We start from the raw sequence: 22209 nt of genomic DNA on the forward strand, positions 1-22209 counted from the left end.
GCTGACCGGTGCCCGCCGGGTGCGGGTGCCGGTCAGCGGATCATCGGGGTGAGGTAGCGGCGGGCGAACGCGCGGGCGCCCTCGTCGTCCAGCGGGATGTGGCCCTCCGGAGTGAGGACGAGCGAGTGGGTGAGGCGGATCAGGATCTCCGCCACCACCTCCGGGTCGAACGCGCCGGCGTCGCCCTGCCGCTGCGCGGCGCGGAGCCGGCGGGCCAGGTAGCCGCGCGCGGCGGCGAGCAGCGGGCCGGCGCGTCCGGTGGCGTGCGGCAGCAGCAGCTCGGGCTCCAGCACGAGCAGCCGGTTCAGCAGCCGCTGCTCGCGGCTGATCCGCAGCGTGGCGACGAACCCCTCGACGAGCCGCTCCTCGACCGACGGGAAGGCGGCGACGGCGGCGTCCAGCTCGGCGAAGAAGCGCCGCGCCTCGCGCAGCAGCACGCCCGTGACCAGGTCGTTCTTGGTCGGGAAGCGGCGGTAGATGGTGGCGCGGCCGAGCCCGGACGCGCGGGCGACGTCCTCGATGGTGGTGCGGCGCAGGCCGAACGTCCCGTACAGCTCCAGGGCGGCGTCGAGGATCCGGTCGACCTGCGGGCCGGACGCGGCGGACTCGGCGAGCAGGTCGCCGAGCGGCGGCCGGTCCGTCGGCTCGGTCATGGGTCCGACCCTAGTGTCCGCGCCGGGCCCGGCGCATGGCGCGGGCCGCGATCGGCGAGTAGCGCAGCCGGTCGACCAGCACCCGGTCGCCGGCGCGCATCGCCTGCGCGAACAGCCGGAAGCGGCGCTCGTCGGCGGACGTCCAGCGCAGCCCGAACCGCTCCCGCAGGACCGGCGGGAGGCAGCCGACGCCCATCCGGCCCAGCATGAGGGTCGGCGGCCCCGAGATCCCCGACCAGGCGAACGCCGGCAGCGGCCAGCGCGGCGGGGGCGGCAGCGGCTTGCGGTCCAGCTCGATGAGCAGCCGGACCGTGGCGTTGTCCTCGAGCCGCTCGTTCACCATCGTGTCGAAGTAGTCGCGGAACGCGGCCGGGCTCTGCGGGATGTGGCGTTCGGTGATGCCGAGCGCGAGCGCCAGCCGCACCCACTCCTCGTGCAGATCGCGTTCCTGCCGGGGAGTGAGCGGCGTGCCGAACAGCTGCTGCGTCTGGACCATGCCGTGCAGCAGGGTGGCGTGCACCCAGAGGTACGCCTCCGGGTTGAGGGCGTGGTAGCGGCGGCCCTGCGCGTCGACGCCCTTGATGTCCTTGTGGATCTCGCGCAGCCGGGCCGCCTCCCGCCGGCCGCGCTCCTCGCCCCGGTAGCCGAGGAAGTTCATCGTCGACTCGACGGTGCGCAGCAGCCGCCCCCAGCGGTCCTCCAGGAACTCCGAGTGGTCGGCGACCCCGGCGCCGACGACGGGATGCGCGACCTGCAGCAGCAGGGTCGCCCGGCCGCTGAACGCGCCGCGCCAGTCGCCCGCGTACCGCCAGATGAGGGAGCCGGGCCCGGGGATGGCACCGGCCTCGGCGGCCCGGTCCGGTTTCACGTCGAGGTCGGTCATGCCGCATCACCCGCGCTCTGAGACATTGATACGTACTTTGTATCAAGCATTCAGCGCTGCGGCCAGCTCGCGGGACCTCGCGTCCTCGGTGTCAGGGGTTGCGCGTGGCCTGCGGGGCGGGTTCGCCGGCCTCGCTCGCCGGGCCGTGCGCGGGCGCGTCGGCGTGGCCGGGCCACCAGGCGGCGTGCCCGATGAGCGCGGTGACGGCGGGCGTGAAGAACAGGGCCATGACGAACGCCGCGATCGCGATGCCCGCCGAGATGGCGAAGCCCATCTGCAGCAGGGTGGAGCCGCCGGCCAGCATCAGCGAGGCGAAGGTGCCGGCGAGGATGACCCCCGCCGCGGCGACGGTCGGCCCGGCGTACCGCACCGAGAGCGCGGCCGCCTCGCGCGGGGACCGCCCCTCGCGCGCCTCCTCGCGCAACCGGGCGATCATGAGGATGTTGTAGTCGGTGCCGAGCGCCACGACGAACAGGTACATGATCACCGGCAGCATGAAGATCAGCCCGGGTTCGCCGCGGAGCTGCTGGAAGACCAGCACGCTGGCGCCGAGCGTCGCGGCGAACCCCAGGCCGACCGAGGCCATCAGGTACCAGGGGGCGACCACGCTGCGCAGCAGCAGCCCGAGGATCACCATGATCAGGACGGCGGCGACCGGGAACACGACGGCGTAGTCGTGCTCGACCGCGGCCTGGATGTCGACGAACACCGAGGTGATGCCGCCGACCACGGCGGTCGTCCCGGGCGGCGCGGCGTCATGCGCGGTGTCGCGCAGCGGCCCCTTCACGGTCTTGATGGCCGCGGACGACTCCGGCTTCTCGGCGAGCGTGACGCGGAAGTCGGCGACGCTCCAGTCCTTGGACAGCACCGGGTCGGCGACGTTGCCGACACCGTCCACCCCGGCCAGCTTCGCCTTGTACGCGGCGAGGTCCGCCTGCGCGAGCCGGGCGCCGGCCTTGGCGCGCAGGTAGACGTCGGACGGCTCGGTGGCGCCGGCGGGCAGGCCCTTGAGCAGCTCCTTCTGCCACACCGTGGACTCGGCGCCCTTCGGGATGGAGCCGCCGGACAGGTCGAAGTTGGAGTGGAAGCCGAGCGAGAAGACCGCCAGCACCACCAGCAGCAGGCCGGAGACCGCGGCGAACCGGCCGGGGCGGCGGCCCATCGACGCGCCGATCGCCGCGAACCGCGCGCCCCTCGGCTCGTGCCGCCAGGCCTTGGACGGCCAGAACACCCGCGTGCCCAGCAGCGACACCACCGCGGGGATCAGCGTCAGCCCGGCCAGCAGCGTCGTCGCCACCGCGATCGCCAGCGCCGGGCCGAGCGAGCGGAACAGCGACAGCGTGGACAGCAGCAGGGCCAGGAAGGCGATGATCACGGCGCCGGCGGCCGAGGAGATCGCCTCGCCCACCCGGGTGATCGCCGACACCATCGCGGTCTTGGAGTCCTCGCCCGCGCGCAGCCGCTCGCGGTACCGGAACATCAGGAACAGGATGTAGTCGGTGCCGACGCCGAACAGCACCACGATGAGCATCGAGCTGACCGAGCTGTCGGTCTTGAGGTCGAAGGCGTCGTTGGCCCAGCCGATCAGCCCGGTCGCGATCTGCGACACCGCGCCGATGGTGATCACCGGGAGCAGCGCGATGATCGGGCTGCGGAAGATCACCAGCAGCAGCACGAGGATCAGCCCGATGGTGGCCGCGCCGGTGATCGCCTCGGCCTTGGCCCCGGCCTCCTGCCCGTCCAGGTTCTGCGCGGCGGTGCCGGTGATGCCGCCCTTGAGGTCGGTGCCGTCCAGGCGGTCCCGCAGGGCCGGGCGCAGGTCCTTGACCGCGTCGGTCTGGTTCTTGCCCTGCGCGCCCTCCGGCTTCGGCATCTGCACCGAGATGATCTGGATCTTCCTGTTCGCCGGGGGCGGCGCGACCTGCACGGCGGTGACGTTCTCGATGTGCTCGCCCGCGAGCGCCCGCCCCACCGACGCCACCGTGCGCGAGTCGGCCGCGGTCAGCGGCGCCCCGTCCCGCCGTTCCAGCACGATGATCGCCGCGGGCGTGGCGGCCTGCGGGAACGCCTTCTGCTGGACGTCCAGCGCCTGGATGGACTCGTAGTGGCTCGGCAGGAACGACGCCTCGTCGGTGGTGGCGGTCAGTTTCGGCGCCAGCGCGACCACGGCGACCGCGGCCGCCAGCCACACCGCGATCACCCGCCACGGGTGATGCACGACGACGCGTCCGATGCGAGCGAACACAGCCGATTCCTTCCTCATGTCTACGATGCGGGCCCCGGCCCCGGCGTGCGGTCACGTCCGGAGCGGGTCACGGGTCCCGGTCTTCCCCCGAGGCGCGGCCCAACGCGCGCAGGGCGGTCCGGGCCATGGCCCCGCGCAGCACCTCGTCGCTCACCGCCAGGTCGGCGGCGCCGGTCACGAACATCCCGCCGAGGGACATCCACGCGGCCACCCGGTCCGCCGGGTCGGGCGAGCGGCCCGCCAGCGCGTCCACCAGCCGCTCGCCGAGGCCGTCGAGCGCCGGGTCGTCCAACACGGTCCGCTCCGGCAGGGTCTCCAGCAGCACCTTCATCTCGCGCCGGAACCGCACCGTGAGATCGGCGAAGCCGCCGACCGCGGCCACCGCGGCCTCCTGCCCCTCCAGGCCGGCCAGCCGGGCGTCCAGCGCGATGGCCTCGCGTTCCACGGGCACCAGCAGCTCGGCGAGGATCGCCTCCTTGTTGCTGAAGTGGTAGAGCAGCGACGCCTTCGAGCAACCGGCCTCCGAGGCGATCTGCTGCAGGGACGTCCCGCGAAAGCCGTGCCGGGCGAACGCCCGCAGCGCCGACTCCAGGATCTGCCCGCGCAGCGCGGGCGAGGTGCGCGCCATGGACGCCACCGTAACTGTCCGATCGGTCAGGGTCTGACCGATCGGACAGGAAATCCGCTGTGATGTTCGCCACCCGGCGCCGCGCCGGCGAGGATCTCGGCCGCCGCGCGGCGGCCGGACCGCACGGCCCCGTCGAAGTAGCCGTTCCAGCGCGTCGCGGTCTCGGTGCCGGCCCAGTGCAGGACGCCGACGGGCGCGCGGAGGGCCGGGCCGAACCCCGTCCAGGCGCCGGGCGCGAGGTGCCCCGAGAAGCAGCCGCGCGTCCACGGCTCGGCACACCAGTCGAACTCCACGAAGGCGGTCGGGTCGCGCGCCTCGTCGCCGAAGAGTCCGGCCAGCCGGTCCAGGACGGCGCGGCGGCGGTCCCGAGGGGTGCACGAACGCAGGCGCTGCGCGTCGGCGCCGTAGGCGAAGGAGGTCAGGACCGCGCTCGGCCCACCGGGCGGGGTGTTGTCGACGGTCTCGGTGAGCGGCCCGTCGCTGCTGAAACTAATGCCCGACAGGCCGCGCGCCCGCCAGAACGGCTCCCGGTACACCGCGTGCGTCTTCAGCGCGTAACCGGCCGCCATGCGCTGGGTGAGGCCGTCGCGCTGGACGGGGAGCGGCGGGTCGTACTCGATGCGTCCGGCCAGGACCGGTGGGATCGCGATGACGACGTGCGCCGCCTCCAGCCGCATGCCGCCGGCGAGCACGACCGCTCCCCCGGCACCGTGCTCGATGCGCCGGACGGGAGCGTTGCGGTAGATCGTGCCCGCGGGCAACGCGTCGGCCATGCGCACGGCGAGTTCCTGCGGCCCGCCGACGAGACGATGGGACTGCGCGCCGCCCGCGAAACCGACCAGGACATCGAGCCCGTCCCCGCTGGCCAGATAGAACAGCGTTTCCAGCAGCGAAGCGTCGGCCGCGTCGAGTGACAGCAGCGCCCCTGCGGTCTGCCGCGCGACGGCCCGCGCGACGGCCGGATCGCCGGTGCGGCCGACCAGCCAGGAGGCGAGCGTCATCCCGTCCCACGTCCGGGCCTGCGGATGCGTCCACGGCTCGTCTGCTGGCAGCTCCCGGCTGAGCCGGTCGAGCTCGCCGAGCAACGCCGTGACCTGCGGGGGCAGCGCGTCGAGCAGGGCGCCCTCGTAATCCACGACCGCCCGTCCGCGCTCCGGCGTGGGATAGGTCCGCATCCCGTACCGGGCGATCAGCTCCCGCATCTCGTACTGGGTCGGCCCGACCCACTGGCCGCCGAGATCCAGCTGCGTCCCGTCGGGCAGCAGCCGGGTGAGCACCCGGCCGCCGACCCGGCCGCCGACCTCGGCGAGCGCCACGCGGGCGCCCGCGGCGGCCAGTTCGTGAGCCGCCGCGAGCCCGGCGAAACCGGCGCCGACGACCACGACGTCGGCGCTGCGTCCATCCTGCACTCGCCCCTCCGGATGTCGGGAACCTCCGCATGATTCCGCTCCGGCGGACAAGCCAAATCCAGCTGGAGGTAGAGCTTCCGAGACGTTGCGCCGGTGCGTCAGTCCTCGGGAGCCAGCACCTCCCCGGTCTCCTTGGCCCGGATGGTGATCGCCTCGACCGGGCACGACTCGGCGGCGTCGAGCGCCCGGTCGGACGGTTCGGTCTCCGGACGGGTGGGACGGGAGGTGCCGTCGACGACGGCGAAGTGGTCCGGGGCGGTCCCGGCGCAGATGCCGGAGCCGATGCAGGTCCGTCCGTCCACCTCGACCAGCCAGGTCATGCGCCCGTCCTTCCGGGGGTGCGGGGCCGGTCCCAGGCGATCGGCATTCGCTCGGGCGCCCGGGTGGCCGTTCCGGACTTCCAGACGATGTCCTGATCCGGTCCCGCGAGCCGCAGGCCCGGGAACCTCCGCAGCAGGGTGCCGAGTGCGACCTGGAGCTCCATGCGCGCCAGCTGCGCGCCGAGGCAGTGGTGCGGGCCGTGCCCGAAACCGATGTGGGACGTCTCGCGGCGCCGCGGGTCGAAGGTGTCGGGGTCGGAGTAGACGGACTCGTCCCGGTTCGCCGATTGCAGGGCGACCACCACGGGTTCACCGGCCCGTACCGTCAAGCCGCCCAGCTCGACGTCCTCGGTCGCGTAGCGCGCGCTCCCGGCTGCGCCGCCCAGCGGGACGTAGCGCATGAGTTCCTCCACCGCCTGCGGGATCAGGTTCGGGTCGGCGCGCAGGGCCGCGAGCTGATCGGGATGCGTCAGCAGCACGTAGACGAAGTTCGGAATCTGCGAGGCCGTCGTCTCATGCCCGGCGACCAGGATCCCCTCCGCCATCGCGAGCAGCTCCTCCTCCGAGAGCCGGTCGTGCCGGTCGCGCGCCTCGATGAGCGCGCTGATCAGGTCGTCGCGCGGCGTCTCGCGATGCTCGGCGACCAGGCCCGCCATGTACGCGCGCATCCGTCCGACGTACTCGGTGACCTCCTCGGCGGTGAACCGGGTGGTGGACAGGAACGCGTCCGACCACAGCCGGAAGTCGGCCCGGTCCCCGGCCGGGACGCCGAGCAGCTCGCAGATGACGGTGATCGGCAGTGGCAGCGCGAATTCCTCGACGAGGTCGGCGGGCGGCCCCTGCGCCAGCATCCGGCCGGCGAGCGCGTCGGCGATCTCCTGGGTCCGGGGACGCAGCCGCTCGACGCGCCGGGCGGTGAACGCCTTGGCCACCAGCCGGCGCAGCCGGCTGTGCTCCGGCGGGTCCTGGCGCAGCAGCGAGCCGGGCGACCCGATGTGCAGGCGTGCGCGCGGCTCGTCGCGGCCGGTGGCGGCGGCGCGGCTGAACCGCGGGTCGCCGAGGACGACCTTGACGTCCTCGTAACGGGTGGCCAGCCAGGCGGGCTCGCCATAGGGCAGCCGGATCCGGCACAGGGGCCGCTTGCGCAGGTCGCCGAACGCCGGATCGACCTCGAGGCGGTCATGCGCGCCGAACAGTTCGGACCAGGGTTGCGTGGTGGTCATCACCCACTCCTTCGCGGGGTTCGTGTTCACCATTTGGCGGGTACGCGCCGGCACGGCCGGGACGGGGCCTCGGCGATGCGGCGGCATGGTGACGGCGTCGCGCGGCACGGTTCCGGGCGGCGAGGGTGGGAGCCTGCGCGGCTGCTGGGAGCCTGGCGCGCCGCCGGTCCGGGGTCCGCGACGTGGCGCGGCGCCTGGCGGCCCGCGCGCCGCCGCGATGCCGGACACCTCCTGCACGCTCATCTCCGTCAGGCGGCCGGATCGGTCATCGCGGGCGCCAGGAGATGGGAGACGGCGTCGGCGAGCAGGTCGATCGGGTCGTCGGTCTCCACCGGCCAGCCCCCGGCCAGCCACATCGACAGGAACGACTCGACCTGGAGCACCATCATCAGGGCCCGCTGGCGGGCCTCCCCCGCCGAGGTCCCGCGCCAGTGCCGGGACGCGTCCGTCAGCAGCGCGACGTAGTGCTCGTGCGCGGCGAGGGAGCGGTCGCGGGCACTGTCCGCGTCGCCGAGCGCCGTGGCCCCGGCCGCGGTCAGCACCCGGATCACCGGCGCCATCGGACGCCAGCGCGCCACGGCCTCCTCCAGCCACGCGCGGACGCCGTCGCGGGTCCACACCGGGAGTGCGGCCAGTTCGGCGTAGACCTCGTCGGCGAGGTCGTACACGCGCGCCAGCAGGGCCTGGAGGATCTCCCTCTTGCCGGGGAAGTACGCGTAGACGGTCGCCCGGGTGATGCCCGCGGCCCTGGCGATGTCCCCCATCGTCACGTCGACGAGCGGTTTCCCGCCGAACACCGCCACGGCGCCTTCGAGCACGCGTGCGCGCGTGAGCCGCTTGTGCTCCTCCCGGAGGCTCGGACGGCCGTCCCGTTCCCGAAGCGGTGCGTGATGCGTCACACACCGACCGTACGATTCGACTAACGCCTATACAAGATGTCAAAGCGGAGTGAGGACCGAGGAGTAAGCGAACGCTTGCTCGGACGCCATAGAGTCGCCGTGGCGCCGGTGTGCGGTTTGGGGCCTTCGCGGCTTTCTGGTGTGCTCTCTTCTGTGATCGACGCTCCGCCCGCCTCCGCCCGGCCCGCCGCGGACCCGTCCGGGCGCGGGGTGGTCGGGACGGTCGTCGCGATCCAGCTCACCTGCTGTCTGGGCTTCTTCGCGGTGATGGCGCATCTCGTCGCGCACCTGCGGCACGACCTGGGGCTGATGGCGGGCACGGTCGGGCTGATCGCCGGAGTGCGCGTCGGGCTGCAGTACGCGCTGCTGCTCCCGGTCGGCGCGGTCACCGACCTGATCGGCGCGCGCCGCACCGGGGCGATCGCGTGCGCGCTGCGCGCCCTCGGCTTCGCGCTGCTCGGGACGGCCGACGGCGCCGGCCCGCTGCTGTGCGCGGCGGTCGTGCTGGCCGCGGGCGGCGCCCTCTACAACCCGGCGGCCCAGTGCCTGCTCGCCGGCGTCGACGCCGCCCGCCGGTCCGGCGGCTTCGCCGCCTATGCCGCGGCCCAGCACATCGCGACGGTGGCGGGACCGCCCGCCGGGCTCGTCCTCCTCCGCCTGGACACCGGGTTCGCGCTGGTCGCGGGCACGGCCGCCGCGCTGTGGGCGGTCGCCGGGCTGCTGTTCCTGCGGCTGCCCGGCGACGCCGCGCGGCCGGCGTCCGGCGGGTTCCGCGACCTCGCCGCCGGAGTGCGGACGGTGCTCGGCGACCGCGCGTTCCTGTTCTTCACACTGGTGGCCGCGCCCACGACCCTGCTCGCCGACCACATCATGACCGCCGTCCCGCTGCTCGGCTTCTCCGCCGGCGCCGCGACCCTGTGCTTCAGTGTCCTGGCCGCCGTCGCCGCGTCCGCCCAGCCCTTCGTCGCGGTGCGCCGCCGCGGGGAGCGGCCTTGGGTGCTGCGCGCCGGCCTGCTGTGCGCGGCGGCTACGTTCTTCATGCTGGCGCCGCTGGACGGCACGGGGACGGGCCCGCTGATGGTCGCGGCCGTCCTCAACGGCGTGGCGAACGGGCTGATCCAGCCGGCGGTGTTCCAGCGGACCGTCCGGCACGCGCCGCCCGGACGGTTCGGCTCCTACTACGGCGTCCTGCAAGGCGTCGCCGGCGTGTTCGCTTTCGCTGGCGACCTGCTGGTCGGGCGGCTCTTCGACCTCGGTCCGGCGGGCGCGACGTGGGCCCTGCTCGGCGTCGGCGGGTTCGCGCTGGTGGCCGCGCTCGGCGCGCGCGGCCGCTGATCCGCCGCGGGGCGTCCTCCAGGGAAAGCCGGGTGGTGCGGCGCCGCCCGCGTCGAGGATCATGCGGGGATGGAGCGGATCGGCCGGCCGCGGCGGCCCTCGCTGCCGACGACGCGGACAGCCCGTCCACGGTCGTCTCCTCGAAGGTCAGGCCGGACGGAAAGGTCCGGACCCCGAGCAGCCGCGCCCGCTCACGCGGCGAGGCGTCCGCCGCGGCGGTGCCCGCCACGAGCTTGACCGCCGCGATCCCGGCGGCGAGGAACATGCGAGGAGTCATGGCGGGATCGCAACCGCCGCCGCGCCCTGCCGGCACCGCCCTCCCGGTGTCCGGGAAACCGCTCCCGGCCATGCCGGACGCCCCCGGCAGGCCCGCGGCGGCGGAGCGCCGCGGGCCTGCCCCGCGTCAGGTCGCCGGGGTGCCGTAGACGCTGACTTCGGTGAGGTGGAAGGTGAAGTTGGCGGTGTTGCCGAGGCCGACGACGCGGATATAGCGGGCCTTGGCCTCGGTGTTCATGGTGTCGCCGGTGTCGTTGGCCGGACGCGGCCCGTTGCGGCCGCCGAGCGTGAACCAGTGGGCTCCGTCGAGACTGCCCTCCAGGCGGTAGGTGTAGTAGCGGGTGCCGTCGACGTAGTTGCGGACGTTGACGCGCGACACCTCGTTGACGGCGCCGAGGTCGACGCGCCACCAGTTCTCCCCGTAGGTCAGCTGGCCGCCCCAGTAGGGCGAGTTGGCGCGGCTGCCGTCGTTGGCGGCCTCCGGCGGCCGTCCGGGCTCCGACGACAGCGCCGTCACCGGCTTGCGCAGGCTCTGCAGGACGTCGCCGGAGCCGTCGCGCGCGGTGCCCGGCGAGGCGGTGATGCCGCCGCCGAAGAAGGCGATCGCCTCCTGCGCGGTGTGCCGGTTGACCGCGCTGACGAACATGCCGACGTCCTGGGCGTCCGACGCGCCGGGGACGGTCCCGGAGCCGACCACGTTCCAGTTCTCGCCGTCGGAGCTGCACGAGCCGCTCATGCGGTCGCCGTCCCTGCGCAGCCGGACGCGGACGTCGCCCGCGGTGAAGCCGCCGACCTCGCTGACCTGGTCGAGGCGTCCGTCGCCGTCGGAGTCGTAGGAGAAGACGCAGCCGTGGTCGGGCGTCACGGCGATGTTGGCGTATCCGCCGGTCCCGCTCTTGGCCAGGTCGTTGGCGGCGACGAGGCCGGCGCGCGACCAGGGGGACGCGCCGTCCAGCTCGGTCACCTTCGTGGACACCGCGTGCCCCGAGGTCAGGGCGCCGTCGCTGTAGACGGTGGCGAACTCGTTGGTGTCGCCCCAGAGGTCCTCGCCACCGGCGGCGAGGCCGATCGCGTCGCCCTTCTGCGCGTACGCGGCCGTCGTGGACGCGGCCGTCTTGTAAGGCGCTCCAATCGCGCTACCGCCGATCATCAGCAGGGAGTGCGCGCTCGCCTGCTCGGACTCGCCCTTGCCGGTGCGCCAGGAGACGGTGCCGTCCAGGCTGGGCAGATCACCGGGTGCGGCTCCGGCGGGCACCGTCACCGTCCAGGTCGCGGTCGCGGTCCCGCCGGGGGCGACATCGCTCTTGGCATCGGCCGCCGGACGCACGGTGTACCCGCGCGGCGCCGTCAGCGCGAAACGCACGCCACGCGCGGTGCTCAGCGTCGACTCGTTGGTGAAGGTGGCGGTGACGCGGACGGTGCCGCCCGGGGCGACGCCCTTGCGGTCGGAGGTGAGGGCCAGCGCGCCGGCCGGTTCCTCGGCCACCCGCGCCGCCAGCCGGTAGGCGTCGCCGTGGGGACGGTCGGCGTAGCGGGTCCCGGCGTGCGCCCAGCTCTCGGCGACGGCGCGCCAATCGATCTGCTTGGGTTCGGCGCCGGTCCTCATGGCGCGCTTCAGCTCGTCGAAGAACATCGTCCAGCGCTTGCCGTAGTAGCCGCCGACCAGGCCGTTGTACTCACGGCGCGCGTAGTCCTGCAGGCCGGGGCTCTCGGTCTGCCACAGCGTGACGAGCGACTTGAGGTCGTAGTCGAGGGCCGCGGCCTCGGTGCGGTTCCCGGCCTGGCGGGCGGCCTCGCGCTGCCACGCGCCGAGCAGGAAGTTCGGGTCGGTGCCGAGGACGTCGTCCATCAGCCCGATCTCGGCGGTCCAGCGGTCGGTGAGCCGCTCGAACGCGGTCCGGTCGCCGTCCTGGTAGGCGGTGCGGATCTTCGGCAGCAGCGTCCTGCTGCGGTTGGCGAGGACCTGGCGGGCGACGTCGACGAGGTCGTAGCGGTAGGCGTCCGATTGCCGCAGCCGCGGGTCGACCTGGAGCAGCTCGCGCAACGCCTGCTCGAACTCGGCCGGGTCGTACTGCAGCGGCGTCCCGGTGTCGGTGAGGCTCGGCTGGTCGTCGAACAGGGCGGTGACGTGCCGGGTGTCCTTGCCCGCCGGCCACGCGTAGGCGGTGCGGCCGATGATCTTCCAGGCGGCCACGGCGTGCGGGTCGGCGGCGCCGTAGCGGGAGGCGGCGTACCCGGCGAACCAGGCGTCCATGTCGACGGGCCCGTCCTCCCAGGGCATGTCGGTGAAGAACGCCAGCGCGGCCGGGTTGTTGTCGATGGCCTCGGGCATGAGCGCGATGCCGTTCAGCGCGCTGCCCGGTTTGGTGCGCATGGCGTGGAACTTCTCGTTCCACACGGTGAGCCCGGCGCCGAAGTTCTGGTGGCCGCCGAAGTTCCAGATCGTGCCGAAGGCGTACTGGGTGCCGAGGAAGTCCTTCTCGCGGTCGGTGACGCTCGGCTGCTCGGTGATGCCGTCCACGATGAACATCCGCGACCGGTCGACGGCCTCCAGGGTCTCCTTGCGCGGGTTGCTCTGCCAGCCGAGGATGTTCCAGATCGCACCGGGGTGGGCGGCTTCGAGCGCGTCCTGGACGGCCTTGGACGCCGGCCCCACCGGCACCGATCCGGCCCGGCCGCCCTCGTGCAGCAGGTCCATCTTGTACATGGTGGACGTGCCGTACAGCTCGGTCTGCGCCTTGTAGAACGCCGCCGCGACCTTGCCGAACTGCGGCCCGGTCGGGTCGAGCCAGTCGGGGCGCTCCAGACCGTTCCACGTGCCCTGCGGGACGGTGTTGGCGCCGGGGTTGCGGGTCTCGAAGTCCGTCGGGACCGTTCCGTAGTAGCCGGGCAGGACGGGCGTGATGCCCAGTTCGCGGAGCCGGTCGACGATGCGCCGGGCGAGCGCCGTGCGGCGGTCGATCAGCCGCTGGGAGATCGGCGAGCCGGTGCAGCACATGTTCTGCAGCAGCCACCACGCCTGGTGGGCCGGTTGCGGGATCCACCTGCGCATGTCCTCGGCGCTGTAGCCGAACTGCTGGAAGGCCCGCTGGTAGACCGCCTCCTGGCCCTCGTACACCAGCACCTCGTTGACGCCGTGCAGGGCGAGGGCGTCGATGCGGCGCTGCCATTCGTCCCAGCTCAGGTAGGCGCCCGCGTATCCCTCGTTGGTGTCGTTGAGCGCGAACCGGTGCGCGACCGAGGCCTTCTCCTCGATCGGCGCGGACGGCAGCGGCAGCCGCGCGGGCAGGTCCAGCTGCGACCCGCCGATCGCGTAGTCAGCGTGCGCGACCTTGCGCAGGTACCAGCCGAACCCGGTGAGCTGGACGGCCGGGGACGTCCCCGCGATGACCAGGCGTCCGCCGGAGGCGGAGATGCGGAACCGGTCGGCGCCGGTGCCTTTGTCGATGGTCTGCAGCGTGACCTGGGCGGCCTTGCGCTCACCGAGGATCCGTTCCAGCGCCTGTCCGGCCGGCCCGGCCGGGCGGGTCGTGACCGTCGCGGTCTCGGCGGCCGTCCGCGCGGACGCGGGCGGCATCGCCGCGGTGAGCGGCAGGGCCAGCGCCGCGGCCGCCGCGATGGCGAGCGCCCGGGAGCGGCTCCCGGCGCGCCGTCGTCTTCCCGATGGTCGTGTCCGTCGCTTTTCCGGTCGTGGGCTCGACACCATGGTGGAACCTCCACCCGCGCGGGGGTTTGTTAAAGTCCTTGCAATACCAGGACGGGTTCATGATCGGTGCGGAAGATCGTCCGGTCAAGGGGTCCGCGCGATCTTCCGGAGGGGGCGATGGACGAGGAGCGCACGGTCGGCACCCCGGTACTGCGCCGCCTCAACACCGCCGCCGTGCTGCGCGCGGTGCGCGAGTGCGCGCCCGAGCCGGTGCGGCTCGCCCAGCTCGTCCGGCTGACCGGGCTCACCCGGCCGACGGTGGGCCAGGCGGTGGACGACCTGGTCGAGGCCGGCTGGCTCCGTCAGCACGACCGGGCCGCGGCTTCCCCCCAGGGCGGCCGTCCCGCGGTGCGGGTCTCGCTGCGCGGCCGCGCCGCGCCCGTGCTCGGCCTGGACGTCGGCCCGCACACCGTCAGCGCCGGGATCGACGACCTGGCCGCCGACCGCCTGGCCGCGGTGCGGCTGCCCGCAGGCCGCACCGGTGCCGGCCGGCTGCTGGGCGTCGTCGACGAGGCGATCGGGCGGGTGCTCGCCGAGGCGGGCCTCGGCGCGGACGAGATCGCCGCGGTCGTGGTCGCCACGCCCGGGATCGTCGACGCCGGCTCCGGCCGGATCCTGCTCGCGCCGAGCGTGCCGGGCTGGACCTCGGTCGACCTGTCGGCGCACCTGCGCGACCGCTTCGGCTGCTCCGTCCAGGTGGAGAACGACGCGAACCTCGCGGCCCTCGCCGTCGCCGGGGAGCGCAGCGGGCCGGGCACCCTGCTGGCGGTGCAGTGGGGCGAGCGGCTCGGCGCCGGGGTCGTGATCGACGGGCGGCTGCACCGCGGCACCGGGGCCGCCGGCGAGATCGGCTTCATCCGGCCCTCCGGCGACGTCCCCGACACCGGCGACGGGCGCGGCCCCCTCGAACGGGCCATCGGCGCCGAGGCCATCACCGAGCGGGCCCGGCGGGCGGCGCGCGGCCGCACCGGAACCGTCCTGCGCGGCGACGGGCTCGACGCCGCCGCCGTCTTCGCCGCCGCGGCCGGCGGCGACGCGGTCGCCACCGAGGTCGTCGACGACGTGGCCGCGGCGTTCGCGCACGCCATCGCCCCGGCCGTGCTGGTCCTGGCCCCCGACGCCGTCGTGATCGGCGGCGGGGTGGCGCGCGCCGGGTCCGTCCTGCTCACGGCCATCACCCGGCATCTCGCCGAACTGACGCTCACGCCGCCGGCCGTGGAGTTCTCCGGCCTCGCCGAGGACACCGTCCTCACCGGCGCGCTGCGGCTGGCGCTGGACGAGGTGTGGCGCCGTCTCCCGGGCTGACCGGACGGGCCCGCGCCCGGCGAGGGTCAGGCGCAGCGCGGGTCGGTGGAGACGACGGGGTCCTCGTGGCCGACCCAGCGGTGGCCGCCGAAGTGCCGGACGAAGATCGTCTCGGCGGTGCGGGTCGCGAGCGCCTGCGTGGTGAGGGTCGGGTTGGGGCCGCCGAGGCTGTTGGCGAGCGCGGAGTTGTCGGCGATGTAGAGGCGGTCCACCCAGCGGCTGCGGGCGTCGGCGTCCAGCACGGAATCGTCCGCCGACATGCCCATCCGCATCGACGAATGGACGTGCAGGAGCAGCGGCGCCCAGTCGAACCGGTAGACGCGTTTCGCCCCGGCCTTGCGGAGCAGTTCCGTCGCCTTGCGCGCAAGGAATTCCCGGGAGGCGAGTGTGTGCCGGGTCCGCTGCCGGGAACGGAACTCCACTTTCGGGATCGGGCCCTGCTCGTCCGGCGGGAAGGCCGACAGCGTGACGCGATTGTGCGCCTCGACGCTGTCGCCGGTGAGGACGAGGATGTTCAGCAGGCGGTCCACGCCGTTGGCGAGGGCCTCTTTCAGTTCGGGGCCGATGACGCGTCCGGTGCGCCCGTCCCAGGGGCCGGTGAAACCGCGGCCGTTGCGGTACTGGCCGCGGATCCCACTGTCGGACAGCGCCATGGTGAACGCCTGCATCGCCGGTGGCAGGCCGATGTTCTCCAGCGCGCCGTATCCCGGGAAATCGCAGCGGGCGGCGGAACTCGGGCCGCGCGAGGAACCGGTGTCGTGGTCGAACAGTCCGGTGACGCCGTCGAGGAAATGGTCGGTGTAGCCGCGCCCGACCCAGCCGTTGGGATTCGGCAGGTCGCTGTTCAGCCAGAGCCGCGGCGTCTCGGTGGTGCCTCCGGCGAGGACGACCACGGCCGCGTCCTCGCGGTGGACCTCGCCGGTCCGCGTGTTCCGCCAGGTCACGCCCGTTGCGGCGAGCTCACCGTTCTTCGGGGCGGTGTGCACCTTGACGGCGTAGGAGTCGGCCAGGAGGGTGACGGCGCGCCCGTGCGGCGACCACGCATGGGCGGTGAGGGCCATGGGGACGTAACTGTTGTCCGTGGAGCGTTTCGCGGCCTGGTTGCGCGGGGCCCCCGCCGGTTCCATGCACCCTTCCAGGCAATAGCCGCAGTAAGTGCATCCGGTCGCCTGCGGATAGTGGAGTTTCGCCGGATCCCCCGTCTTCCCGGCGGTCCCGCCGGGTTGCAGGATGGCGTTCTCCTGGGGCCGGTACGACCACTGCTTGGTGTCCTTGGTCGTCTGGACGGGGATGCCGAGTTTCTCCGCGCCCCGGAAGAACACCGTCTCCTTGACGCCCATCGCCGCCGTCTGGACGGGAAGGGTCGCCTCCACCCACTCGTAGTACGGGACGAGTTCCTCATAAGTCAGCGGGAACGCGTGGGCAGTGTCGTAATTGCCGCTGTCCGGCCCGTCGTATCCCTTGAACACGCCGCGGTAGGCGCGCGGCGAGTTGCCGTAGTAGTGCAGGGTCGTCCCGCCGACGCCCGCCACCTGGAGGAGGAAGGAGTTCTGCGGCTCCTCGCGGAGCCATTCCGGCTTGCCGCGGTCCGAAGGCCCCGCCCGCAGGAAACCCGTGATGGGGTTGTTGGCGTCGTTCTCGAAGTGCGTCCATTCCTTGCGCGGGTCGGCGTAGCGGGCACCCGCTTCGAGGAGCAGCACGTCGAGGCCGCGCGCGGCGAGCTCCTTGGCGACCACGGGGCCGCCCCCTCCGGCGCCCACGACGATGACGTCCCGGCTCATCCGGTCACCTTCCTGCGTCCCTGGTAGTAGCCGCGGAACTCGGGCCGTCCCTCCGAGGCCGGGGTGTAGCCGCTGTCCTGCCAGCCGACCGGGCGGCCTCGCAGCCGCCTGGTGGCCGGGTCGAGCACGCCCCATTCGGAGTAGCCGCCGAGCGCCGACAGCTCCAGCAGCGCCCCGGCGGCGTACTTCAGCAGCCCGGACGCCGAGCGCTTCAGCGGTTCGGGCAACTGGGCGTCCAGCGCCTCGACCAGGGCCGCATCGGGTCCTTCCAGCAGCTCGAACACCTTCGCCTTCCCGCGATAGGCCAGGCGGGAGAACGGTGCCAGGAAGGCGCCGCCGAGCGTGCGGGGATCGACGCGGACGGCCTCGGCGTTCAGGATCAGCGCGACGATCGGCGCCAGCGGGATCTCGGCGTCGTTCTGGAGCGGCGCCGGTTTCGCGCCGCGCAGCAGCGGCGCCAGCGCGCCGACGAGCCCTCCGACGGGCAGGTCGGGGAAGGGAATGTAGCGGTTGAGGTTCTGGACGAGGAACTCCGGCAGCTTCGCCTCGATCCCGCCGGGTTCCTTGCGGGGCGTGCCCTGGGCGCGCGAGTAGGCGTCCGGGCCCGGCATGACGAAGACGGCGAGGCCCTTCATGGTGTCGAGCGTCCACTGGCCGAGCGCGTCGCGTTCGGCCTGCGCGGTCGCGGGTCCGGTGATGTCGGGGAGCGAGGCCGCGGCCGCGAGAAGTCCCGCGGTGCCCAGCAGCCTCCGCCGATCGGTGCGTGGTTCGTCCGGCACGTTGTCATCCTCCGGCCGCCCAAGCTAGTTGGGCGACCGGCGCCGTTCTCTGAAGGTGAGTGACAGGCTCGGGCGCCCGATTCCGCGCCGAACCCACAACTCCGGCGCCGCCGGGGCGGGGACTTGGCCGCCCACCAGCGGAGGGTTTGGGTTGTTTTGAGGTGTAAGGGCAGGTCCGCGGGTACGACGGCGGGACGTTCGCAGACGCATGACAGAGGAGTCACAGACGGACCGGCGGCCTTCGTTCCGCCGGTCACGGCAGCAAAGGACGCTTTCCATGCTCTCCTGCCTGCGCATCCTCGCGGCCGGCTCGCTCGCCGCCGCGACCACCGCGACGATCACCGTGCCGGCCACCGCATCGGCCACGGCGTCGGCCACCGCGTCGGCCACGGCGTCGGCCACGGCGTCGGCCGCCGACCCGACGAGGCGCCCCGACGCCGACTACGTCTGCACCGACCTGGTGCTGTCCCCGAGCGGGTTCGCCAGGGGGACGAGCGCCTGCAAGGAGCAGAGGGACAAGGCCTCCGCCTCGGGCGACATCCACGGCACCTTCACCATCCACGGCGTGGTCCGCGAAAGGGCGAAGCGCGTCACCGTCACCTGCAAGCCGGACCCCGACCTGCCCAGGGACCCCTCGGGCGCCTACGTCCAGGAGGTCTTCGGCTTCCACTGCTCCTGACGGGACCTCCACGCCTATGGTCAGGGTTACCTTATATTCGGATGATGGACCCTTCCGAGATCCGCACGGTGACGACCGAGGCCGAGCTCCGCGCGATCGTCCCCGAGCCGCCGCGGGCCCTGTGGGACAAGGACATCGCCCGGATCGACGAGCACGCGCGCACGATCATCGCGCACTCTCCGTTCGTCCTGCTGGCGACCTCGAGCCCCGAGGGCGCCTGCGACGTCTCGCCCCGCGGCGACCCCGCGGGGTCGGTGCTGGTCCTCGACGACCACCGGTTGGCGCTCGCCGACCGTCCAGGCAACCACCGGATCGACAGCTTCCGCAACGTGCTGCACAACCCGCACGTCGGCCTGCTGTTCCTCGTGCCGGGAATGAACGAGACGCTCCGCGTGAACGGCCGCGCGGCGCTGGTGTCGGACGCCCCGTTCTTCGACGACCTGGCCGTCCGGGGGAAGCGGCCGCGGCTCGCGCTCCTCGTCGAGGTCGAGGAGCTGTACATGCACTGCGCGAAGGCGTTCCTGCGCTCGTCGCTGTGGGATTCCGCGACCTGGCCGGACCGGGGGTCCCTGCCCACGCTCGGGCGGATCGCCAAGGACCACCTCGGTCTCAAGGAGGTGTCAGCCGAGGCGATCGACGCCGACCTCGCCGTGGACGCCGAAACGAACCGCTACTGACCCCGCCCCGCTACCGACCCCGCCCCGCTACCGACCCCGCTCCGCTACCGACCCGGCTCGCCGCTACCGGCCGGCGCCGTGCACGGCCACGGACGGCCGGCGCAGCGCGGGGGCCAGCCAGCGGTCGAGGAGGGCGCGCAGCTCGGCGTCCTCGTGCGGCGGCTCGCTCGGGTGCTGCAGCAGCGACGTCAGCAGCCGCATGATCATCTCGGCGAGGCCGTTGAGGTCGTCCGCGCCGATCCCGGCGTCCCGCCAGTCGACGGGGAAGCGCTGCAGCATCTGGGCGCCGTAGGCGATGGCGTCCGCGGTGGTGGCCCCGCGGCCGAAGGCGCTGGAGTCCTCGAGCTGGAGCAGCAGGCTCAGGCGCGGCTCGGTCGGGATGGTCCGCACGCAGAACATCATGCCCTCGACCACGGCCTCGGCCGGGTCGGTGATCCCCTGGAGGTGGGCGACCAGCCGGTCGACGAACGACTCCGCGCCCTGCGCCGCCACCTCGCCGACGATGTCGCTGATCCGGGCGAAGTGGCGGTAGACGGTCTGGCGCGTGACGCCGAGCTCGTTCGCGACGTCGGAGAGGGTCGTCTTCCTGACGCCGTGCCGGTCGACGCACCGCGCGGTCGCGTCGACGATGCGCTGCCTGGCCTCGGCATCCGATGCGGGGGGACGGCCTCCCCAGCCGTGGTGCGCCATGGCCCTAGGATCGCACAGGCTCCGCGGCCGGCCGTGACGCGCGCACGCGCAGGACGGCCGCGATGAGACCCGCCGCGGCGACCGTGCACAGCGCGGCGTACCACAGGCTGCCGATCGGCGTTCCCTGCTCGGTGACGCCGCCGGTCGAGGCGAAGTAGGCGGGCAGCGCGGTCAGCCACAGCACGACGAGGACGCCGAGGTACGTCGCCGGGTAGGTCCGCACGAACAGCGGCGATTCCACCGGTGCGATCTTGTCGGCGCGTGCCGCCCGCCATGCGTCCGCGAACAGGTAGAGCCCGGCGATCCAGACGGCGGCGAGCTCGACGGAGAGGACGGCCCGCTGGATGCCGACTTGGTCGTCGCCGCGGAACGCGCCGCTGGGCGCGCTCGCGACGATCATCGCGAGCGGCGTCACGGCCCCGGCGACGACGGTGCGCCAGGCGACGGTGCGCAAGGCGACGGTGCGCAAGGTGACGGTCCGGCCGGCGGGCGCGCCGCGGCCGGGCCGGTCGCCGACGAGCCGGACCACGAGGTAGGTCATCGCGCCGAAGGACACCGAGGCGAACAGCAGCATGCTGTTCATCGGCACCGACGCGAGCGCCGGCTGGTTGATCATCTCGTTGGCGGGGTTCCACGCCCACCACTTCAGCTGCGGGCCGAGCTGGTCGAAGACCTCGTAGAAGACCTGGCAGGCGAACGCCACCGCCACCGAGCCGGCCAGCGGCCCGCGCCGCGCGAAGACCCCCAGCGCCCGGACCAGCTCGTAGGCGAGCTGCGAGATCGCGGGATAGAACGCCACGATGTAGAGCGGCAGCCGGTCGTACATGAACTGCACGGTGAACACGTTGTGGGAGAAGATGAACCCGACCTGCTTCTCCAGGCCGAACCAGCCGGGGAAGTAGAGCGGCGGTTCGATCACCGACAGGTAGACCACCGACGCGAACCACAGCGAGATGTTGACCGGGTCGCCGTCGCGCCGCCAGCGCCGCCACGCGTGGACGAGGGCGAACACCGCACCGCCGATGACGACCAGTTCGAGGACGGGCATGGTGCCGTTCGCCAGGTCGAACGGGTTGCGGAAGGTCACCAGAGGATCGGTGTGGTGGCAGGAGAAGCCGAGCTTCTCGGCGACGCGCTCGGCCGCCGGGTCGCAGGTGTACCCCATGTCTCGCTCCTCCGCTCAGGCGCCGACGAGGTCGTCGCCGCGCTGCGCCGTCCGGGTGGACGCGGCGCCGGTGTAGCCGGTGAAGTCGGTGCCGGGCGGCTCCTGCCGGTCGTCGAACCCGCCGGGGACGACCGTCCGGCCGAGCCGCTGCCGCAGCTTGTACCGGGCGATACCGAACCAGAACCGCGGATCCTTCGCCATCTCCTTGAGCGACTTGTCGAGGTTGAACACCTTGGCGAACGTCTGCTCGACGTAGGCGTCCTCGCGGCTCGCGGCGTTGATGGCGTTGAAGATCGGCCAGCTGAGGCGGGCGGCGAGCCGGCGGCGCCAGGCCGCGACGACCTCGGTCCCGGTCGCGAAGTCGTAGGCCTGGTCCCGGGCCATCGCGAGCATCCACGGAACGTCCAGCGACTTCTTCTGCCGCGCGAGGAACTCGCGGAAGAAGGCGAGGTCGAGGGCGTCGCGCTCGCGCAGCATCGCGTCGAGGATGAGTGCCGAACGGGAGGCCGAGCTCATCCCCTGCGCGTAGAACGGGTTGAACGCGCAGATCGCGTCGCCGATGCACACCAGCCCGACCGGAGGCACGTCGAGGAGGTCGAAGCGCCGCCACTTGTTGCCCGTCGAACGGGTCAGATGCACCTCGGAGGTCGGGGTGCACGCGCGGGCGGCCCGGCCGAAGAGGGGGGCCCGCACCCGGTCGGCCGCGGCCTCGAACGCCTCGACCTTGCGCGGCATCTCGATCCCCCACGACCCCATGCACACGATGACGCGGTCGCCCTCGATGGGGAAGATGTTGCTGAGGAACTCATGCTCGGCGGGATGGTCGCCGGTGTCCTGGGCCGGGGTGACGACCAGGTGCTTCCACCACCACGTCTCGGGACGCCGGTCGGCGGGCGGCAGGTCGTACCAGCGCGAGGTGTAGGTGACCTTGGCGTCGAGGGTCCGTTCGGGCGGCGCCGTCCAGCCGTCCGCGCGCAGCCAGTCGACGACCGAGGAGCCGCGGCCCAGCGCGTCGACGACCAGGTCGGCCGGCAGGTGACCGTCGCCGTCGGCGGTGCGGAACTCCACCCCCTCGACGCGTCCGCGCGCCGTCCCTCCCCCGGTGGACCGCAGGCCGGTGACGGTCACGCCCTCGCGGATCTCGATGGCGGGCACCTCGCGGACCTTGTCGCGCAGGATCCGCTCGATGAGCACCCGCGAGCTGTAGACCATCGTCATCGACCCGGACTTGCGCGGGGCCCAGCCGTCGTTCTCGCAGTAGGCCGCGTCCATGGACGGCATCAGGTGCATCCCGCCCGCGGCGATCAGCGCCTCCTCGAAGCCGGGGAAGATCTCGCCGATCGCGCGGCGGCCGGAGTTGAGGAGGAAGTGCGGGTGCTTGCTCTGCGGGACGCCACGACGGTGCTGCGCGTCCGCGGGAAGCCGGTCCCGCTCCAGCACGATCACCTCGTCGAAGTGCCGCGCGAGCACGCCCGCGGCGCACAGCCCCGCCACGCTGCCGCCGAGCACCACGGCCGTGTTCCGTCGCATCCCTGGCCTCCATTCATACATTTAGT

18 protein-coding genes are annotated in these 22209 nt (G+C 73.2%); 4 read left to right on the forward strand and 14 right to left on the reverse strand.

Translation table 11 applies throughout. The features are described 5' to 3' along the window. Positions 1-32 precede the first annotated feature (32 nt). From QP089_RS18695 to QP089_RS18730, 8 genes are all read right to left on the reverse strand, one after another. The gene (locus QP089_RS18695; protein ID WP_285912936.1) at positions 33-653 is read right to left on the reverse strand and encodes a TetR/AcrR family transcriptional regulator; all 621 of its coding nucleotides are present in this window, start codon (positions 651-653) and stop codon (positions 33-35) included. A 10-nt stretch (positions 654-663) separates the two neighbouring features. Further along, the gene (locus tag QP089_RS18700) at positions 664-1536 is read right to left on the reverse strand and encodes an oxygenase MpaB family protein (RefSeq protein WP_285912937.1); all 873 of its coding nucleotides are present in this window, start codon (positions 1534-1536) and stop codon (positions 664-666) included. Between the two features lie 91 nt (positions 1537-1627). Then, complete coding sequence (locus QP089_RS18705) at positions 1628-3781, reverse strand: MMPL family transporter (protein WP_285912938.1); 2154 nt, start codon at positions 3779-3781, stop codon at positions 1628-1630. Positions 3782-3848: 67 nt separating this feature from the next. Then, on the reverse strand, positions 3849-4409 hold the full coding sequence (locus tag QP089_RS18710) for a TetR/AcrR family transcriptional regulator (protein WP_285912939.1): 561 nt from the start codon (positions 4407-4409) through the stop codon (positions 3849-3851). Positions 4410-4435: 26 nt separating this feature from the next. Next, a complete protein-coding gene (locus QP089_RS18715) occupies positions 4436-5818 on the reverse strand; it encodes a flavin monoamine oxidase family protein (protein WP_285912940.1) in 1383 nt (460 codons plus the stop codon). A 98-nt stretch (positions 5819-5916) separates the two neighbouring features. Continuing rightward, positions 5917-6138: a ferredoxin gene (locus tag QP089_RS18720; RefSeq protein WP_285912941.1), complete on the reverse strand. Its 222-nt coding sequence runs from the start codon at positions 6136-6138 to the stop codon at positions 5917-5919. Further along, complete coding sequence (locus QP089_RS18725) at positions 6135-7361, reverse strand: cytochrome P450 (protein WP_285912942.1); 1227 nt, start codon at positions 7359-7361, stop codon at positions 6135-6137. Before QP089_RS18725 ends, QP089_RS18720 begins: the two co-directional genes overlap by 4 nt. A gap of 248 nt (positions 7362-7609) precedes the next feature. Beyond that, on the reverse strand, positions 7610-8260 hold the full coding sequence (locus tag QP089_RS18730) for a TetR/AcrR family transcriptional regulator (protein WP_285912943.1): 651 nt from the start codon (positions 8258-8260) through the stop codon (positions 7610-7612). 153 nt (positions 8261-8413) lie between these two features. On the opposite strand from QP089_RS18730, the gene QP089_RS18735 reads away from it, so the two are divergent. Beyond that, the gene (locus tag QP089_RS18735; RefSeq protein WP_285912944.1) at positions 8414-9595 is read left to right on the forward strand and encodes an MFS transporter; all 1182 of its coding nucleotides are present in this window, start codon (positions 8414-8416) and stop codon (positions 9593-9595) included. Between the two features lie 403 nt (positions 9596-9998). On the opposite strand, the gene QP089_RS18740 is transcribed toward QP089_RS18735, so the two are convergent. After that, positions 9999-13577, reverse strand: a complete 3579-nt coding sequence (locus QP089_RS18740) for an alpha-N-acetylglucosaminidase TIM-barrel domain-containing protein (RefSeq protein WP_285912945.1) — start codon at positions 13575-13577, stop codon at positions 9999-10001. A gap of 117 nt (positions 13578-13694) precedes the next feature. On the opposite strand from QP089_RS18740, the gene QP089_RS18745 reads away from it, so the two are divergent. Then, positions 13695-14882, forward strand: a complete 1188-nt coding sequence (locus QP089_RS18745; RefSeq protein WP_285912946.1) for an ROK family transcriptional regulator — start codon at positions 13695-13697, stop codon at positions 14880-14882. Positions 14883-14908: 26 nt separating this feature from the next. Here the strand turns inward: QP089_RS18745 and QP089_RS18750 are convergent, their stop codons facing one another. Together QP089_RS18750 and QP089_RS18755 are read right to left on the reverse strand one after the other, a co-directional pair. Continuing rightward, entirely contained in the window at positions 14909-16663 is a 1755-nt protein-coding gene (locus QP089_RS18750) for a GMC oxidoreductase (protein ID WP_285912947.1), read from the reverse strand. Further along, positions 16660-17442 carry a hypothetical protein gene (locus QP089_RS18755; protein ID WP_285912948.1) on the reverse strand — a complete coding sequence of 261 codons (783 nt, stop codon included), beginning with the start codon at positions 17440-17442 and terminating at the stop codon, positions 16660-16662. Before QP089_RS18755 ends, QP089_RS18750 begins: the two co-directional genes overlap by 4 nt. A gap of 277 nt (positions 17443-17719) precedes the next feature. Between QP089_RS18755 and QP089_RS18760 the strand changes: the two genes are divergently transcribed. Beyond that, positions 17720-18121: a hypothetical protein gene (locus tag QP089_RS18760; RefSeq protein WP_285912949.1), complete on the forward strand. Its 402-nt coding sequence runs from the start codon at positions 17720-17722 to the stop codon at positions 18119-18121. A gap of 41 nt (positions 18122-18162) precedes the next feature. Beyond that, positions 18163-18798, forward strand: coding sequence for a pyridoxamine 5'-phosphate oxidase family protein (locus tag QP089_RS18765; RefSeq protein WP_285912950.1), 636 nt, complete (start codon positions 18163-18165; stop codon positions 18796-18798). Between the two features lie 63 nt (positions 18799-18861). Here QP089_RS18765 and QP089_RS18770 read toward each other — a convergent pair whose 3' ends face one another. From QP089_RS18770 to QP089_RS18780, 3 genes are read right to left on the reverse strand one after another with little or no spacing between them, the layout of a single operon-like run. Then, on the reverse strand, positions 18862-19488 hold the full coding sequence (locus QP089_RS18770; RefSeq protein ID WP_285912951.1) for a TetR/AcrR family transcriptional regulator: 627 nt from the start codon (positions 19486-19488) through the stop codon (positions 18862-18864). A gap of 4 nt (positions 19489-19492) precedes the next feature. Next, the gene (locus QP089_RS18775) at positions 19493-20653 is read right to left on the reverse strand and encodes a hypothetical protein (protein WP_285912952.1); all 1161 of its coding nucleotides are present in this window, start codon (positions 20651-20653) and stop codon (positions 19493-19495) included. Between the two features lie 15 nt (positions 20654-20668). Beyond that, complete coding sequence (locus QP089_RS18780; protein ID WP_285912953.1) at positions 20669-22183, reverse strand: FAD-dependent oxidoreductase; 1515 nt, start codon at positions 22181-22183, stop codon at positions 20669-20671. Positions 22184-22209: the final 26 nt, after the last annotated feature.

Source organism: Actinomadura opuntiae, from assembly GCF_030283205.1.
Lineage (GTDB): Bacteria > Actinomycetota > Actinomycetes > Streptosporangiales > Streptosporangiaceae > Spirillospora.

Coding starts and splice junctions, on each gene's coding strand:
- QP089_RS18695 (WP_285912936.1), bottom strand. CDS start 653: ATGACCGAGCCGACGGACCGGCCGCCGCTCGGCGACCTGCTCGCCGAG.
- QP089_RS18700 (WP_285912937.1), bottom strand. CDS start 1,536: ATGACCGACCTCGACGTGAAACCGGACCGGGCCGCCGAGGCCGGTGCC.
- QP089_RS18710 (WP_285912939.1), bottom strand. CDS start 4,409: ATGGCGCGCACCTCGCCCGCGCTGCGCGGGCAGATCCTGGAGTCGGCG.
- QP089_RS18720 (WP_285912941.1), bottom strand. CDS start 6,138: ATGACCTGGCTGGTCGAGGTGGACGGACGGACCTGCATCGGCTCCGGC.
- QP089_RS18725 (WP_285912942.1), bottom strand. CDS start 7,361: ATGACCACCACGCAACCCTGGTCCGAACTGTTCGGCGCGCATGACCGC.
- QP089_RS18740 (WP_285912945.1), bottom strand. CDS start 13,577: ATGGTGTCGAGCCCACGACCGGAAAAGCGACGGACACGACCATCGGGA.
- QP089_RS18745 (WP_285912946.1), top strand. CDS start 13,695: ATGGACGAGGAGCGCACGGTCGGCACCCCGGTACTGCGCCGCCTCAAC.
- QP089_RS18750 (WP_285912947.1), bottom strand. CDS start 16,663: ATGAGCCGGGACGTCATCGTCGTGGGCGCCGGAGGGGGCGGCCCCGTG.
- QP089_RS18760 (WP_285912949.1), top strand. CDS start 17,720: ATGCTCTCCTGCCTGCGCATCCTCGCGGCCGGCTCGCTCGCCGCCGCG.
- QP089_RS18765 (WP_285912950.1), top strand. CDS start 18,163: ATGATGGACCCTTCCGAGATCCGCACGGTGACGACCGAGGCCGAGCTC.
- QP089_RS18770 (WP_285912951.1), bottom strand. CDS start 19,488: ATGGCGCACCACGGCTGGGGAGGCCGTCCCCCCGCATCGGATGCCGAG.
- QP089_RS18775 (WP_285912952.1), bottom strand. CDS start 20,653: ATGGGGTACACCTGCGACCCGGCGGCCGAGCGCGTCGCCGAGAAGCTC.
- QP089_RS18780 (WP_285912953.1), bottom strand. CDS start 22,183: ATGCGACGGAACACGGCCGTGGTGCTCGGCGGCAGCGTGGCGGGGCTG.